This window comes from Pseudomonas sp. NPDC087614 (genome assembly GCF_044743485.1).
Taxonomy (GTDB): domain Bacteria; phylum Pseudomonadota; class Gammaproteobacteria; order Pseudomonadales; family Pseudomonadaceae; genus Aquipseudomonas; species Aquipseudomonas baetica_A.
Window position 1 is genome coordinate 47011 of sequence record NZ_JBIUWN010000026.1, and the last position, 15146, is coordinate 62156.

Annotated in this window: 9 protein-coding genes and 1 pseudogene; 7 read left to right on the top strand and 3 right to left on the bottom strand. The window is 60.3% G+C overall.

Features of this window, described 5'->3' with window-relative positions:
- Positions 1 to 190: 190 nt before the first annotated feature.
- The 3 genes from ACIOWA_RS12510 to ACIOWA_RS12520 all read left to right on the top strand — a co-directional run bounded on the left by ACIOWA_RS12510 (position 191) and on the right by ACIOWA_RS12520 (position 6946).
- Positions 191 to 3643 (top strand): GMC family oxidoreductase N-terminal domain-containing protein, encoded by a 3453-nt coding sequence (locus ACIOWA_RS12510; RefSeq protein WP_339430267.1) that lies wholly within the window; start codon positions 191 to 193, stop codon positions 3641 to 3643.
- Between the two features lie 164 nt (positions 3644 to 3807).
- Positions 3808 to 5676: a hypothetical protein gene (locus ACIOWA_RS12515; RefSeq protein ID WP_339430266.1), complete on the top strand. Its 1869-nt coding sequence runs from the start codon at positions 3808 to 3810 to the stop codon at positions 5674 to 5676.
- A 25-nt stretch (positions 5677 to 5701) separates the two neighbouring features.
- Complete coding sequence (locus ACIOWA_RS12520) at positions 5702 to 6946, top strand: metallophosphoesterase (RefSeq protein WP_339539074.1); 1245 nt, start codon at positions 5702 to 5704, stop codon at positions 6944 to 6946.
- Positions 6947 to 7049: 103 nt separating this feature from the next.
- On the opposite strand, the gene gbcA is transcribed toward ACIOWA_RS12520, so the two are convergent.
- Complete coding sequence (gene gbcA / locus ACIOWA_RS12525) at positions 7050 to 8345, bottom strand: glycine-betaine demethylase subunit GbcA (RefSeq protein WP_339430264.1); 1296 nt, start codon at positions 8343 to 8345, stop codon at positions 7050 to 7052.
- A gap of 283 nt (positions 8346 to 8628) precedes the next feature.
- Here gbcA and gbcB point away from each other — a divergent pair, with 283 nt between their 5' ends.
- The gene (gbcB, locus tag ACIOWA_RS12530; protein ID WP_221731160.1) at positions 8629 to 9729 is read left to right on the top strand and encodes a glycine-betaine demethylase subunit GbcB; all 1101 of its coding nucleotides are present in this window, start codon (positions 8629 to 8631) and stop codon (positions 9727 to 9729) included.
- Positions 9730 to 9849: 120 nt separating this feature from the next.
- Here gbcB and ACIOWA_RS12535 read toward each other — a convergent pair whose 3' ends face one another.
- A complete protein-coding gene (locus ACIOWA_RS12535; RefSeq protein WP_401160051.1) occupies positions 9850 to 10674 on the bottom strand; it encodes an SDR family oxidoreductase in 825 nt (274 codons plus the stop codon).
- A 123-nt stretch (positions 10675 to 10797) separates the two neighbouring features.
- The gene (locus ACIOWA_RS12540) at positions 10798 to 11838 is read right to left on the bottom strand and encodes a low specificity L-threonine aldolase (RefSeq protein WP_339430262.1); all 1041 of its coding nucleotides are present in this window, start codon (positions 11836 to 11838) and stop codon (positions 10798 to 10800) included.
- Between the two features lie 128 nt (positions 11839 to 11966).
- Between ACIOWA_RS12540 and ACIOWA_RS12545 the strand changes: the two genes are divergently transcribed.
- From ACIOWA_RS12545 to ACIOWA_RS12555, 3 genes and pseudogenes are all read left to right on the top strand, one after another.
- Positions 11967 to 12677: a TraX family protein gene (locus tag ACIOWA_RS12545; RefSeq protein WP_339430261.1), complete on the top strand. Its 711-nt coding sequence runs from the start codon at positions 11967 to 11969 to the stop codon at positions 12675 to 12677.
- Between the two features lie 187 nt (positions 12678 to 12864).
- Positions 12865 to 14118 (top strand): serine hydroxymethyltransferase, encoded by a 1254-nt coding sequence (locus ACIOWA_RS12550; protein ID WP_339430260.1) that lies wholly within the window; start codon positions 12865 to 12867, stop codon positions 14116 to 14118.
- 20 nt (positions 14119 to 14138) lie between these two features.
- A pseudogene (locus ACIOWA_RS12555) lies at positions 14139 to 15146 on the top strand (sarcosine oxidase subunit beta family protein); the annotation flags it as partial.

A 15146-nucleotide genomic window follows, 5' to 3' on the forward strand; every position in this document is an offset into this window, starting at 1 on the left:
CGCCAGCGCCGCCTTCGTCGCGAAAGCGCTCGGCGCGTCTTGCTGCCCATCAACGCGCTCAGTTGTAGCCGTTAAATCCGCCCAAACCGCTGTGCTGTCGCCGGGCTAGCCCGCAGGCCAGGTGCCCGTTCGCCCATTGATTGCAGGCAACCGCAGAGTTGCCCCATCTGCCTGAGAGAGGAACCACCACATGACACGGATCGCAACGCCCATCAGCGAGATCAAGGAACACTACGACGTCATTGTCATTGGCTCCGGTTATGGCGGCGGCATTGCTGCGTCACGCCTGTCCCGTGCCGGTAAGCGCGTGTGTTTGCTGGAACGAGGCCGGGAAATCCAGCCCGGCGAATACCCCAACACCATGATTGCCGCGACCGAAGAGTTGCAGGTGCACGACCCCGACGGGCATATCGGTTCGCGCACCGGGCTGTTCGACCTGCACGTCAACGCCCAGCAGAACGTGGTGGTCGGTTGTGGATTGGGCGGCACGTCGCTGATCAACGCCAATGTCTCGCTGGAGCCGGAGCCCGGAGTGTTCGATGATCCGCGCTGGCCACAGGCAGTGCGTGAACACCGCGACACGCTGCTCAAGGACGGCTACGCCCGTGCCCGGGAAATGCTCAAACCCAATCCTTATCCGGACACTGCACCCAATCTGCCCAAACTCGACGCCAACAAAAAGTCCGCGGAGTACCTCAAGCAAGGCGCGCATTTCTACAAGCCGCCGATCAACGTGACCTTCGACAAACTGCCGAACAACCTCAACCACGTCGGCGTCGAACAACTGCCGTGCAACCACTGTGGCGATTGCGTCTCGGGCTGTAACAACAAGGCCAAGAACACCACGCTGATGAACTATCTGCCGGACGCCTGGAACCACGGCGCGGAGATTTTCTGTCAGGCCCAAGTGCGACACCTGGAGCGTGACGGCGATGGCTGGATCGTGCACTTCCAGTATCTGGACAGCGGCCGCGAGAAGTTCTCGGCGCCGACGCTATTCGTGAAGGCCGACATTGTGGTGGTCTCCGCCGGCACGCTGGGCTCCACCGAGATTCTTCTGCGCTCCCGGGACAAAGGCCTGGTGATGTCCGGCCAGCTCGGCGAGAACATGAGCGGCAATGGCGACATCCTGGGCTTCGGCCACAACTGCGAGCAGACCATCAACGGCATCGGTTTCGGCGCGCATCCGGCCAAGGAGTTGCACCCGGTCGGCCCGTGCATCACCTCGATCATCGACATGCGCACCGAGGGCGACTGGCGCAGCCGCATGGTCATTGAGGAAGGCTCGATCCCTGGCGCTCTTGGTCGGCCAATGGTGCCAAGCATGGCCGGGTTCGCCGAGATGATCGGCAAGGCCACCGACGACCGCTTCAGCGCCAAGTTGAAATACAAGGAGCGCGAGGCCGAAAGCTTCCTGCGCGGCCCGTATTACGGTGCGCTGCACAACATGCAGACCTACCTGATCATGAGCCACGACAGTGGCCAGGGGCGGATGGTGCTGGATAACAAGGATCAGTTGCGCATCGACTGGCCGGGCGTCGGCGAGCAGGAAAACTTCAAACTCGGCAATGATCGGCTGTATCAGAGCACCAAGGCGCTGGGCGGCGTCTGGGTGGAGAATCCGATCTGGACCAAGCTGCTCAAGCACAGCATCGTCTCGGTGCATCCACTGGGCGGTTGCGTGATGGGCGAGGACGCCGGGCAAGGCGTGGTCAACCACAAGGGCCAGGTGTTCAGCGGTGCTAGTGGCACCGACGTGTACGCCAATCTGTACGTGACTGACGGTGCGGTGATTCCGACCTCGCTGGCGGTCAATCCGCTGCTGACCATCTCCGCCGTCAGTGAACGCAATATGGGCTTGCTCGCCGCTGACCGTGGCTGGCAGATCGATTACACGCTGCCATCCGCACCGAGCAAACAGGTGGCGCCGCCGACCCTTGGCGTGCAGTTTACCGAAACCATGAAGGGCTATTTCTCCCGGGCGTTCACTGCTGCGCAAAGCACCGATCTGAAAGTCTATGAAGCGGCGGCCAAACGCGGCGAGGCAGACAATTCGCCGATCGACTTCACCCTGACCATCACCGCCAACGACCTCAACCGGATGATCAAGGAGCCGGAACACGCCGCGACCATTGTCGGTACGGTCAATGCCTCGGCGCTGTCGCCACAGCCGCTGACCGCCAGCAACGGCGTGTTCAACCTGTTCGAACAATTCGAGGAGCAGGTCGATACGCGCCACATGAAGTACGACATGAAACTGACCGCCGAGGACGGCAGTGACTATTTCTTCAGCGCGTTCAAAACCGTGCCGGAAGACAACGGCGTGCTGAACATCTGGCACGACACCAGCACCCTCTATGTGACGTTGTATCGCGGGCCTGACAAGTCGGGCGAGGTGATCGGCTGCGGGGTGATGCACATTCATCCGACCGATTTCGCCAAGCAGATGACCACCATGAAAGTGCTCAACGCGCGCAACGAGCGCGAGCGCATTGAAGGGCTGGCGCGCTTTGGCAAGTTCTTCGCAGGCATTCTCTGGGAGAGTTATGGCGGGGTGTTTGCCGGTGATATCTACTTCAACCCCGACGCGCCACCACGGCTGAAACGGCCGCTGGATGCGCCATCCCCGGCGGTGCATTTCTTCCCCACCGAGGATGGCGTCGAACTGCGCCTGACCCGCTATCAGGCCGGCAGTAAAGGCCCGGTAATGCTGGTGCATGGTTTGGGTGTGGGTTCGAACATCTTTTCCACCGACACCATTCAGACCAACCTGCTCGAATACCTGTGCAAGCACGATTACGACGTCTGGCTGCTGGATTTTCGCGTGAGCATTCTGCTGCCGGCGAGCAAGAAGGAATGGAACGGCGACCAGATCGCCCAGTACGACTTCAAGGCTGCGATTGCGCAGATTCAACAGCAAACCGCTGCCAAAGACGTGCAATGCGTGGTGCATTGCTATGGCGCGACGACGTTTTTCATGTCGCTGCTGGCCGGGTTGCAGGGTGTGCGCTCGGTGGTCTGTTCGCAGATTGCCGCCGACACGGTGGTTGCCACCGCAACGGGGTTGAAGGCCGGGCTGCACCTGCCGGGAATGCTTGACGCCGTCGGCATCAAATCGATGACGGCTTACGCCGACAGCAAGGAGAACTGGTTCAACAGGCTCTACGACAAGGCCCTCAACGGCTACGCACGGATCGAAGCCCAGGGCTATTGCACCAACCCGGTGTGCCACCGCATCACCTTTATGTACGCGTCGCTGTACCGCCACGACACCCTCAACGAAACCCTGCACGACAACCTGCACGAACTGTTCGGCGAATCGAATATCGAGACTTTCGAGCATCTGGCGCTGATCGTGCGCAAAGGGCATCTGGTGGATTTCAAAGGCAACGATGTGTACATGCCGCACTTTGATCGGTTGACCATGCCGATCTGCTTTATCAGCGGTGCCGACAACCAGTGTTATCTGCCGCAAAGCACGCTCAAGACCTATCAGCGCTTGTGTGACCTGCACGGGCCGGATCGCTATAGCCGGCAGGTCGTGCCGGGCTACGGCCACATCGACTGCATGTTCGGCAAGAACGCGGTGGTTGATGTGTATCCGATCATCCTTGAACACCTGGAGAAGACCGCACTCGGTTGACTTGACACCGAGTCGCCCCGTTCGCGAGCAAGCCCACTCCCACAGGGTTTTGTGTCAGGCACAAGACCAGTGGGTATCCCCCATCCATTGTGGGAGCGGGCTTGCTCGCGAAAGCGGTAGGTCAGGCACTACATCTCTTGGGTCTGTACAAGGAAATGGATGACATGGACACCTACATCCGCTGGTTTCAACGCTTCATCTGGCTAGGCATTGCGATGAACATGGTGTTCGCGATCCCCGCGCTGTTCGCGCCGGGATTGCTGACATCGGTGGTCGGCTTGCCGCCGCAACTCTCCGATCCGTGGCTGGAAAACGCCGGGATGCTGTTGGTGGGCATCAGCGTGTTTTACATGCCGTCGGGGTTCAACGCGTCGCGTTACGTGGTGCATTCCTGGCTGTGCGTGCTGACACGGCTGATCGCCGTGGTGTTCTGGATTTACCTGATCAACACCAGCACTCAGGGCTCGGTGTTTGTGCCGATGCTGATGGGCGATCTGAGTTTTTTCCTGATCCTCGGCATTTTGCTGTATCTGGGCACCACGCCTGAGAATCGACCGCTGGCACTGCTCTGCGAGGGCTGGCGCCAATGGCGCGCCGCGTGGTCGCGACATTGGCAAAGCCACAGCTTCAAAGTCGGCACCTTGGTGGTCGTGGTTTTACTGGGTTTCATCGGTTACGAAACCTGGTACCAGATGCTGCGTGTGGTGCCGGAGCAGGAATACGCCTCCGACGAGGACCATTACAAATACGCCGCCATCGGCCTCGGCATCGAAGCGCGAATCCCCTATTACCTGTTCGCCGTGCTGCCGCAGATGTGCCCTGAGAAAATGCCCAAGCCCGGTGGCTGGGAAGTCTTCGGTTTCCTCTTCGAGAACGGCAAGGACCTGCCCATCGGCATGGCAAAAAGGCAAATCGGCTACCCGACCGTCGAGCCCAATTGCGCGCTGTGCCACACCGGCTCTTACCGCGCCAATGCCAGCGACGTCGCCGTCAATGTGCCCAGTGCGCCGGCCAATACCTTGCAACTGCAAGCGTTCCAGTGGTTTGCCTACGATTGCGCCAGCGATCCGACATTCACTACCGACGCGGTGATGGCGGCGATCAACAGCAAATTCCAGCTGGGCTTTTTCGAGAAGCTCTACAACCGTTATCTGATCATGCCGATGGCGAAAAGCGCCTTGCTCAAGCAGAAGCAGGCCTACGCCTGGCAGAAGCTGCGCCCGCAGCAAGGGCCGGGGCGCACCGATACGTTCAACCCGACGAAAATGGTGGTGTTCGGCTTCCCGGATGACTCGACCATCGGCACTGTCGACCTGCCGCAAGTGTGGAACCAGAAACCACGCGAATCGATGTACCTGCATTGGGACGGCAATAACAACAAGATCCACGAACGCAACTACGCTGCCGCGATGGCCGTGGGTGCGACGCCGGAATCGGTACTGCCACCCAGTTTCAACCGCGTGACCAACTGGCTGCTCGGGCACAAGGCCCCGGCGTGGCCGTGGGCGCTGGATCAGGCCAAGGTCGCGCAGGGCAAACCGGTCTGGGAGGCGAACTGTGCCGGTTGCCATGACTTCGGCCGTGCCGACACGGGTCAGGTCACCACCAACATCGATCAGCTCGGCACTGATCCGCATCGGCTGGACTCGTTCACCACCGGTCTGGTGGCGGCGTTCCACACCTTCAAGAAACCGCCGTTCGACTTCGGCGCCTATCGCAAAACCCAGAGTTACAGCAACACGCCCACCGACGGTATCTGGCTGCGCGCGCCGTACCTGCACAACGGCTCGGTGCCGACCCTGTGGGACTTGCTGCAACCGCCGGAAAAACGTCCGCAGGTGTTCATCACCGGTTCCGACATTTACGACCCGGTCAACGTCGGTTTCGTCACCAGCGGCGCGCAGGCCAAGGCCTCGGCGGACTTCAAGTACGACACGCGGCTGGAGGGCAACCACAACAGCGGTCACCTGTATGGCACGACGCTGTCGGACGACGACAAGCGTGCGTTGATCGAATTCATGAAAACCCTGTAAGCCCTTACGGAGAGAGGATTACGCCATGTCACTGGTCAGTCATTGGGAACACGAGTACGACAAGGTCAAAGTACGCATTCACGGCTTGGTCACCCGCATGGAAATGGCCTGGATGAAGCTCGTCAGCGAGCTTGAGCCGCATGAGTTCGAGGCCATCATCAAGCTGCTCCAGCGGGGGCACGATCAGGCGCAGTACGTGCTGAAAAACGGCGAGTTGCCGGACGACGAACCGGGCGTGCCCTGGGAGCTGTCTCACGGCTTGTCGATCTTGCGCATCGGCAACGCCGCGCCGTTGCCGCAGTCGAGCGACCAACTGCAAACCCGAGTGCTCAAGGATGGCAGCCTGCTCGGTTGTCGCAAGTGGGAACTGCTCGATCTGCTGTGGAGCGAGGCGCTGCTCAAGTGGATCGAAAACCTGCGTCATCACGCGACATTCGGCACCGATCCGGCGTTAGTGCAGATGGAGCGCGACGTGACCCTGGCGATTGCCGGCGACTGGGGCACCGGCCCCTTTGACAGCCACGCGCCGGCAGTGTCGGTGGCCAACCAGATGCAACTGGCCCAGGCCGATTTCACCATCCATCTGGGCGATGTGTATTACGCCGGCAGCCACTCGCAGGAAGACGTCGACATGGCCGGATGGCCGATGGGCACTCATGGCTCATTCACCCTCAATTCCAACCACGAGATGTACAGCGGCGCCCACGGCTACTTCAAGGAACTCGCCAAGCGTTTTGCGGGGCAGCAGGGCACCAGTTATTTTGCCTTGATCAACGATGACTGGCTGGTGGTCGGGCTCGACTCGGCGTACGCGTCTGAGGCATTGAATCTTTATATGGACGGCACCTTGAACGAGCCGCAAATCCAGTGGATGAAAGGCTTGCCGAAACGCAAAAAAATCATGGTGCTCAGCCATCATCAGGGTTTCGATATTACCGGGCACAACAAGACCGCACTGTATCAACCGGTGTGCGATGCGCTGGGGCGTGAACCGGATTATTGGTATTGGGGGCATTTGCACAACGGCATCGTCTACGCGCAGCAGGGCGGTTTGAAGGCGCGATGTGCCGGGCACGGAGCGATTCCTTATGGCAACGCCAGTGAACTGGACGGGCATTCTCGGGTGTTGTGGTCGGAGACTCAGGATGCGAACGATCCGGCGTATCCGCTGCGGGTGTTGAATGGGTACGCGAAAATCAGGCTGGTGGGGGAGGATATTTTTGAGGAGTTTATTGGTGAGGATGGCAGTGTGAGGTGGTCATCGACGTGATGAGGTGACTGGGCCGGCCTCTTCGCGATCAAGCCCGCTCCCACAGGTGGAATGCATTCCAATTGTGGAAGCGGGTTTGCTCGCGAAGCTTTTGCCTCTGATCTTAGCCCTGAACCGGCACGCCCTTGAGGTACGGCGCAGGCTCGGCGCCGAGGTTGCTCAGCATGCGCTCGCTGTACCAATCGACGAAGTTGACCACACCAAACTCATACGTCTTGGAGTACGGCCCAGGCTGATACGCGGTGGAGTTGATCCCGCGCTGGTTCTCTTCGGCCAGACGGCGGTCCTGATCGTTGGTCGCGTCCCACACCTGACGCATGCGCTCGACGTCGTAATCGACGCCTTCGACCGCGTCCTTGTGCACCAGCCACTTGGTGGTGACCATGGTTTCCTGGGCGCTGATCGGCCACACGGTAAAGACGATGATGTGATCGCCCATGCAGTGGTTCCACGAGTGTGGCAGGTGCAGGATGCGCATCGAACCCAGATCCGGGTTCTTGATCCGGCCCATCAGTTTGGCGCAGCCCTGTTTGCCGTCGAGGGTCATCGACACGGTGCCCTTGAGCAGCGGCATGCGCACGATGCGGTTACGCAGACCGAAACTGGCGTGGGCGTAAGGGATCTTCTCGGCTTCCCAGGCAGCGGCGGAGGCTGCGACGTGATCCTTGAACGCCTGATCGGCGCGCGGGTCGGTGACGTCGTCCCATTCGAGCAGTGTTTTCAGCAGTTCGGGGTGCGAGGCGTTGCAGTGGTAGCACTCGCGGTTGTTTTCCAGCACCAGTTTCCAGTTGGCTTTCTCCATCAAGGTGGTGGTGATCGCCACCTTGGTGTTCTCCATGTCGTACGGTTCCATGTAATGGTTCAGCGTCGACAGGAAGTCATCGATGGCCGGCGGGTTTTCCGCCAGGCTGATAAAGATGTAACCGCCGGCCGTCTTCACGTTCACCGGTTTGAGGCCGTACTGCTTCATGTCGAAGTCGGCGCCCATTTCGGTGCCGGCGAACAGCAGGCGACCGTCCAGCTCATAGGTCCACTGGTGGTAGTGGCAGACCAGTTTGGCCACCTTGCCCTTTTCGCTGGTGCACAGGCGCGAGCCACGGTGGCGGCAGACGTTGTGGAAGGCATGCACCACGCCTTCGGCGCCACGAATGACGATGATCGGGTTCTTGCCGACCTGCAGGGTCAGGTAGTTGCCCTTGGCCGGAATTTCGCAGGTCATGCCAGCGATCAACCACTCTTTCTGGAAGATTTCCTGCATGTCGATATCGAACAGCCGTTCGTCGCTGTAGAACGGTTGTGGCAGCGAAAAGGTGCGCTCGCGCTCCTGCAACATCTGTGCGGTGGCCTTGCGTGCGGGTTCCAGTGGATCGCCCAAGCTCAGGGTAGTGGTGACGTCCATCGATATGTTCCTCATGGCCATCAGGGTGGCCGGCGAATAGTGGCTGATACGGTTACATCGCAAGGCGCAGAAAATCTGTGTTGATGTGGCGCTGAGTGTGGGCCCGGCGCAGGGCGCAACCTTATCCATGGGCGACATGGCGCAATCTGTTCCCGACGTGTATCCCCCAGTGATAGGGGGCTGGTTGCCATAAGTATGTCAATGTCGCGGATAGGTAAACGGGACCTCTGCGCTATACGCAGAATCGCCACATGAAGGCCGACAGTCGGCCGTGGAGAACAGCATGTCCAACAGCTTCCTGAATCCGGTCACCACCCAGACCTGGGCCAATGGCCGACACATCGTCCGTTGCGTCAAAGTCATCCAGGAAACCTGGGACGTGCGCACCTTTTGCTTCATGGCCGATCAGCCGATCCTGTTCTTCTTCAAGCCCGGGCAGTTCGTGACCCTGGAGCTGGAAATCGAAGGCCAGCCGATCATGCGCTCGTACACCATTTCCAGTTCGCCGTCGGTGCCTTACAGCTTCTCGGTGACCATCAAACGGGTGCCGGGCGGCAAAGTCTCGAACTGGCTGCACGACAACCTGCATGAAGGCCAGGAACTGGCGGTGCACGGGCCGGTCGGTCTGTTCAACGCCATCGACTTTCCGGGCCCCAAAGTGCTTTACCTCAGCGGCGGCGTCGGTATCACCCCGGTGATGTCGATGGCGCGCTGGTTCTACGACACCAACGCCAACGTCGACATGACGTTTATCCACAGCGCCCGTTCGCCCAAAGACATCATTTACCACCGCGAGCTGGAGCACATGGCGTCGCGGATCGACAACTTCAGTTTGCACCTGATCTGCGAGAAGCATGGTCTGGGCGAGCCGTGGGCCGGGTATCGCGGTTATCTGAACCACAAGATGCTCGAACTGATGGTCCCGGACTTCCTTGAGCGTGAGGTGTTCTGCTGCGGCCCGACGCCGTACATGAGCGCGGTCAAACGCCTGCTGGAAGCGGCCGGTTACGACATGGCGCGTTATCACGAGGAATCCTTCGGCGCCACGCCACCCGAGGCCCGCGCCGACGCAGTGGAGCAGGCCGAACAAGCCGCGGATGCACCGGAAATCGATGTGGCAGACCTGCATCAGGTGGAATTCACCGCGTCGGGCAAGAGCATTCGCGTGGCACCGGGCGAAACCGTGCACGCAGCGGCGGCCAAGCTTGGGCTGATGATTCCGAAAGCCTGCGGCATGGGGATTTGCGGGACGTGCAAGGTCATGAAGCTGGGCGGCGAAGTCGAGATGGACCACAACGGCGGGATCACCGAGGAAGACGAGGCCGAAGGGTTTATCTTGTCGTGCTGCAGCGTGCCCAAAGGCGACGTGCGGATCGAATTCTAGATTTCACCGCAGTACAAATGTGGAAGCGGGCTTGCTCGCGAATGCGGTATGTCATTCAACACTGATGTTGACTGATTTGACGCCTTCGCGAGCAAGCCCGCTCCCACAGCGGAGGGTGTTTCAATCCACGAACAGGTCGGGCATCAAATCGGCGTCGCTGTCCGGCTCGAAACGGTAGTGGTCGAATTCAGTCGCGCCGTGCTCGCGCAAAATCTCTTCATCAATCAACAACCGCCCGCTGATCTGGCGTCCGCGGCTACTCAAAATCACATGCGCCGCATCCGCCATGATCGCCGGCGTGCGCGCATGCTTGAATGACTCGCGACTGCCCAGCTGAAATTCGATGGCCGCCGTGGCGATCATGGTCTGCGGCCACAGCGAATTGACGCTGATGCCGTCATTGGCGAATTCCTCACTCATGCCCAGCGTCAGCATGCTCATGCCGTATTTGGTCACGGTGTAGGGGCTGTATTGGGCGAACCACTTGCTCGCCAGATTCAGCGGCGGTGACAGATTGAGAATGTGTCCGGCGGATTTTTTCAGATAGGGCAGGGCGGCCTGGCTGCACAACAGCACCGCGCGGGTGTTGATCTGGTGCATCAGGTCGAACCGCTTGAGCTCGATGTGTCGCACGCCGGTCAACTTGATCGCCCCGGCGTTGTTCACCAGTGCATCGATCCCACCGAAATACTCATTCGCCTGAGCCAGCGCCTGTCGCACTGCGGTTTCGTCGCGGACATCGACTTGCAGTGCCAATGCCTTGCCGCCAGCAGCCTCGACTTGCGCGGCGACGCTGTGGATGGTGCCGGGCAACTTGGCGTGGGGTTCGGCGCTCTTGGCGGCGATGACGATGTTGGCCCCGTCCCTGGCTGCCCGCAGCGCAATCTCACGGCCAATGCCACGGCTGGCGCCGGTGATGAACAGGGTTTTGCCTTGTAGCGACATGCCGATGCTCCTGCTTATTGTTGTGTGAGCGGAGGCTCGACAGACAATGTAGACCAAGCAGCAAGCGCGAGAGCGTTGCTCGTTCCATGCTTTGCGTGGGAACGAGCAGTGCGGGGAGAGGCGTTAGTGGGACATGACTTCGCGTATGTCGCGGGCCAGCTCACGCACGCGCTCTTCTTCGGTGTCCCACGAGCACATGAAGCGTGCCCCGCCCTTGCCGATGAAGGTGTAGAAACGCCAGTTTTTTGCGGTCAACGCCGCAATCGCCGGTTCCGACAGTTGCAGGAACACGCCGTTGGCCTGCACCGGGAACATCAACTCCACGCCGGGAATATCGCTGACCAGTTCGGCCAGCAACTGCGCGCAGTGGTTGGCGTGGCGGGCGTATTTGAGCCAGGCGTCGTTTTCGAGGATGCCGACCCACGGCGCCGACAAAAAGCGCATTTTCGAGGCCAGTTGTCCGGCCTGTTTGCAGCGGTAGTCGAAGTCTTCAGCGAGTTTGTGGTTGAAGAACAGAATCGCCTCACCCACGGCCATGCCGTTTTTCGTGCCGCCGAAGCACAGCACATCCACACCGGCCTTCCAGGTCAGATCCGCCGGCGAGCAGCCGAGGAAGGCGCAGGCGTTGGAGAAGCGTGCGCCGTCCATGTGCAGGTGCAGGCCCAGTTCTTTGCAAGTCGCGCTGATGGCGCGGACTTCTTGCGGGGTGTAGACGCTGCCGACTTCGGTGGCTTGGGTCAGTGTGACCACGCGCGGTTTGGGGTAGTGAATGTCCTGGCGCTTGAGCGCAACTTCGCGGATCGATTCCGGGGTGATCTTGCCGTTTTCGGTACGGGCGATCAGCAGTTTCGAGCCGTTGGAGAAGAATTCCGGGGCGCCGCATTCGTCGGTTTCGACGTGGGCGGTTTCCGAGCAGATCACGCTGTGGTAACTCTGGCACAGCGACGACAGGGCCAGCGAGTTGGCGGCGGTGCCGTTGAAGGCGAAGAACACTTCGCAGTCGGTTTCGAACAGATTGCGGAAATGGTCGGCGGCTCGCGCTGTCCATTCATCGTCGCCGTAAGCGCGTTGGTGGCCGTGGTTGGCCTGTTCCATGGCAGCCCAGGCTTCAGGGCAGATACCGGAATAGTTGTCGCTGGCGAATTGTTGGCTCTTGTCGGTCATGGCCGGCTTCCGTGATCGAAGCGCTTTTGACGCTTCGTTGGTCAATGAGGGTTGCGCACTTTACCGAAGATCATCCGGGGAGCACACGGGATGTCGCTGTCAGAACTTTACAAGGACACGGGCCGATTATGCACCTGAGTCAACGTGACGGCGCGCTGGATCTGCTCAAGTGGTTAGCGCTTGCAAGCATGCTGCTCGATCATCTGCGATATGTCGGGATCAGCGTCGATTGGCTTTACGTGCCGGGGCGGCTGGCGTTTGCGTGGTTCTGTCTGGCGATGGCGGCGAATCTTTCCCGTGATGGCATGCGCAAGATCGAGTGGCGTTATCTGGGGTGGTTGGTGTTGTTCAGTGCCGTCAGTGAAATTCCGTATCGCTTGTACATGCCTGACCCCGACACGTTGAACGTTATGCCTACGTTGGCATTAGGGCTGCTGGTGGCGCGGGGCTGGCAGGATGGAACACGGGTTTGGCGACTGGTCGGTGTCGCGGCTGTGCTGCTGGCCGCGGTGTTTTGCGAGCGACTGATGTTTGGCATTTTTGGGGTGTTGCTGCCATTGGCGACACTGCTGGTGATCCGCCGTGAGTGGTATTTCAGCCTGTTGCCGGGGCTGGTGTGTCTGGCGGCGAATCAGTGGCGGGTGCTTTTCGAGTCGGCGCAATTGGGCAATGAAGTAGCGATCTTCGGCCTTATCACTTGTCTGATTGCGCCACTGCTTGGCCTGTTCCTGTTGCGACAGACCCGGTCGCTTCATCCGCCACCCATGCGCCGCTGGGCTTACGCCCTCTATCCTGCGCATTTTCTTCTGTTGCTCGCCATTCGTGCGGCCTACACATAACCGCTGTGGGGGCTGTGCAGGTTTGAGGATAGTGTTTTCAACGACATTTCCCGCCATGTCGTAAACGCACCTTTGCGTGGCGTCCGTAGGCATTTGAGCTGTCTGCGCCGGTCATACCATCGCATCAAAGGGCACGCCGGTGCCTGACCGAGACGAATGGCGCACCGCCGCCGCTGGGAGAGACGCGATGTTCAGCAAGCAAGACCAGATCCAGGGTTACGACGATGCACTGCTGGCGGCGATGAATGCCGAGGAGCAACGTCAGGAAGATCACATCGAGCTGATCGCGTCCGAGAACTACACCAGCAAACGCGTCATGCAAGCGCAGGGCAGCGGCCTGACCAACAAGTACGCCGAAGGTTATCCGGGCAAGCGCTATTACGGTGGTTGTGAGCATGTGGATAAAGTCGAAGCGCTGGCCATCGAACGCGCCAAGCAATTGTTCGGTGCCGATTACGCCAACGTCCAGCCGCACTCCGGCTCCTCGGCCAACAGCGCCGTGTATCTGGCGTTGATCAAACCAGGTGACACCATCCTGGGCATGAGCCTGGCCCACGGCGGTCACCTGACCCACGGCGCCAAAGTGTCGTCCTCGGGCAAGCTGTACAACGCTGTGCAGTACGGCATCGACACCAAGACCGGTTTGATCGATTACGACGAAGTCGAGCGTCTGGCCGTTGAGTGCCAGCCGAAGATGATCGTGGCCGGTTTCTCGGCTTACTCCAAGACCCTGGATTTCCCGCGTTTCCGTCAGATCGCCGACAAGGTCGGGGCGCTGTTGTTCGTCGACATGGCCCACGTTGCGGGTCTGGTCGCTGCCGGCCTGTACCCGAATCCGCTGCCTTACGCTGACGTGGTCACCACCACCACCCACAAGACCCTGCGCGGTCCGCGTGGCGGGTTGATCCTGGCCAAGTCCAACGAAGAGATCGAGAAGAAGCTCAACGCTGCTGTCTTCCCGGGTGCCCAGGGTGGCCCGCTGATGCACGTCATCGCCGGTAAAGCCGTGTGCTTCAAGGAAGCGCTGGAGCCAGGCTTCAAGGCTTATCAGCAGCAAGTGATCGACAACGCTCAGGCGATGGCGAGCGTATTTATCAAACGTGGCTACGATGTAGTGTCCGGTGGTACCGACAATCATCTGTTCCTGGTCAGCCTGATCCGTCAGGGCCTGACCGGCAAAGATGCTGACGCCGCCCTCGGCCGTGCCCACATCACCGTCAACAAGAACGCCGTGCCGAACGACCCGCAGTCGCCGTTCGTCACCTCGGGCCTGCGCATCGGCACCCCGGCAGTGACCACGCGCGGCTTCAAGGTGACTCAGTGCGAAACGCTGGCCGGCTGGATCTGCGACATCCTCGACAACCTCGGCGATGCCGATGTCGAGGCCAATGTCGCCCAGCAGGTTGCGGCCCTGTGCGCAGACTTCCCGGTTTATCGCTGAGCGTTCTGGAGTAAATGACTATGCAACGCTATTCGGGCTTCGGCCTCTTCAAACACTCCCTCAGCCACCACGAAAACTGGCAGCGCATGTGGCGCACGCCCACGCCGAAAAAGGTTTACGACGTGGTCATCGTCGGCGGCGGCGGGCATGGTCTGGCGACGGCCTACTATCTGGCCAAAGAACACGGCATCACCAACGTGGCCGTGGTCGAGAAAGGCTGGCTGGGCGGCGGTAACACCGCGCGCAACACCACCATCGTGCGCTCCAACTACCTGTGGGACGAGTCGGCGCACCTGTATGAACACGCGATGAAATTGTGGGAAGGTCTGTCGCAAGACCTGAACTACAACGAGATGTTCTCCCAGCGTGGCGTCTACAACCTGTGCCACACCCTGCAGGACATCCGCGATTCCGAGCGTCGGGTCAGCGCCAACCGCCTCAACGGCGTCGATGGCGAACTGCTCAACGCCAAGCAAGTGGCTGACGAGATTCCGTACCTCGACTGCACGAAAAACACGCGCTACCCGGTGCTGGGCGCGACCGTCCAGCGTCGCGGCGGCGTCGCCCGTCACGATGCCGTGGCCTGGGGCTTTGCCCGTGCCGCCGACGCCCTCGGTGTGGACTTGATCCAGCAGACCGAAGTGATCGGTTTTCGCAAGGAAAACGGCGTGTGTATCGGCGTCGAAACCAACAAAGGCTTCATCGGCGCCAAGCGTGTTGGCGTGGTGACGGCCGGTAACTCGGGACACATGGCGAAACTGGCCGGTTTCCGTCTGCCGATCGAATCCCACCCGCTGCAAGCGCTGGTGTCCGAGCCGATCAAACCGATTATCGACAGCGTGATCATGTCCAACGCCGTGCACGGTTACATCAGCCAGTCCGACAAGGGCGATCTGGTGATCGGCGCCGGTATCGACGGCTACAACGGCTACGGCCAGCGCGGTTCGTACCCGGTGATCGAGCACACCATCCGGCCATCGTCGAGATGTTCCCGGTGCTGTCGCTGGTGCGCATGAACCGTCAGTGGG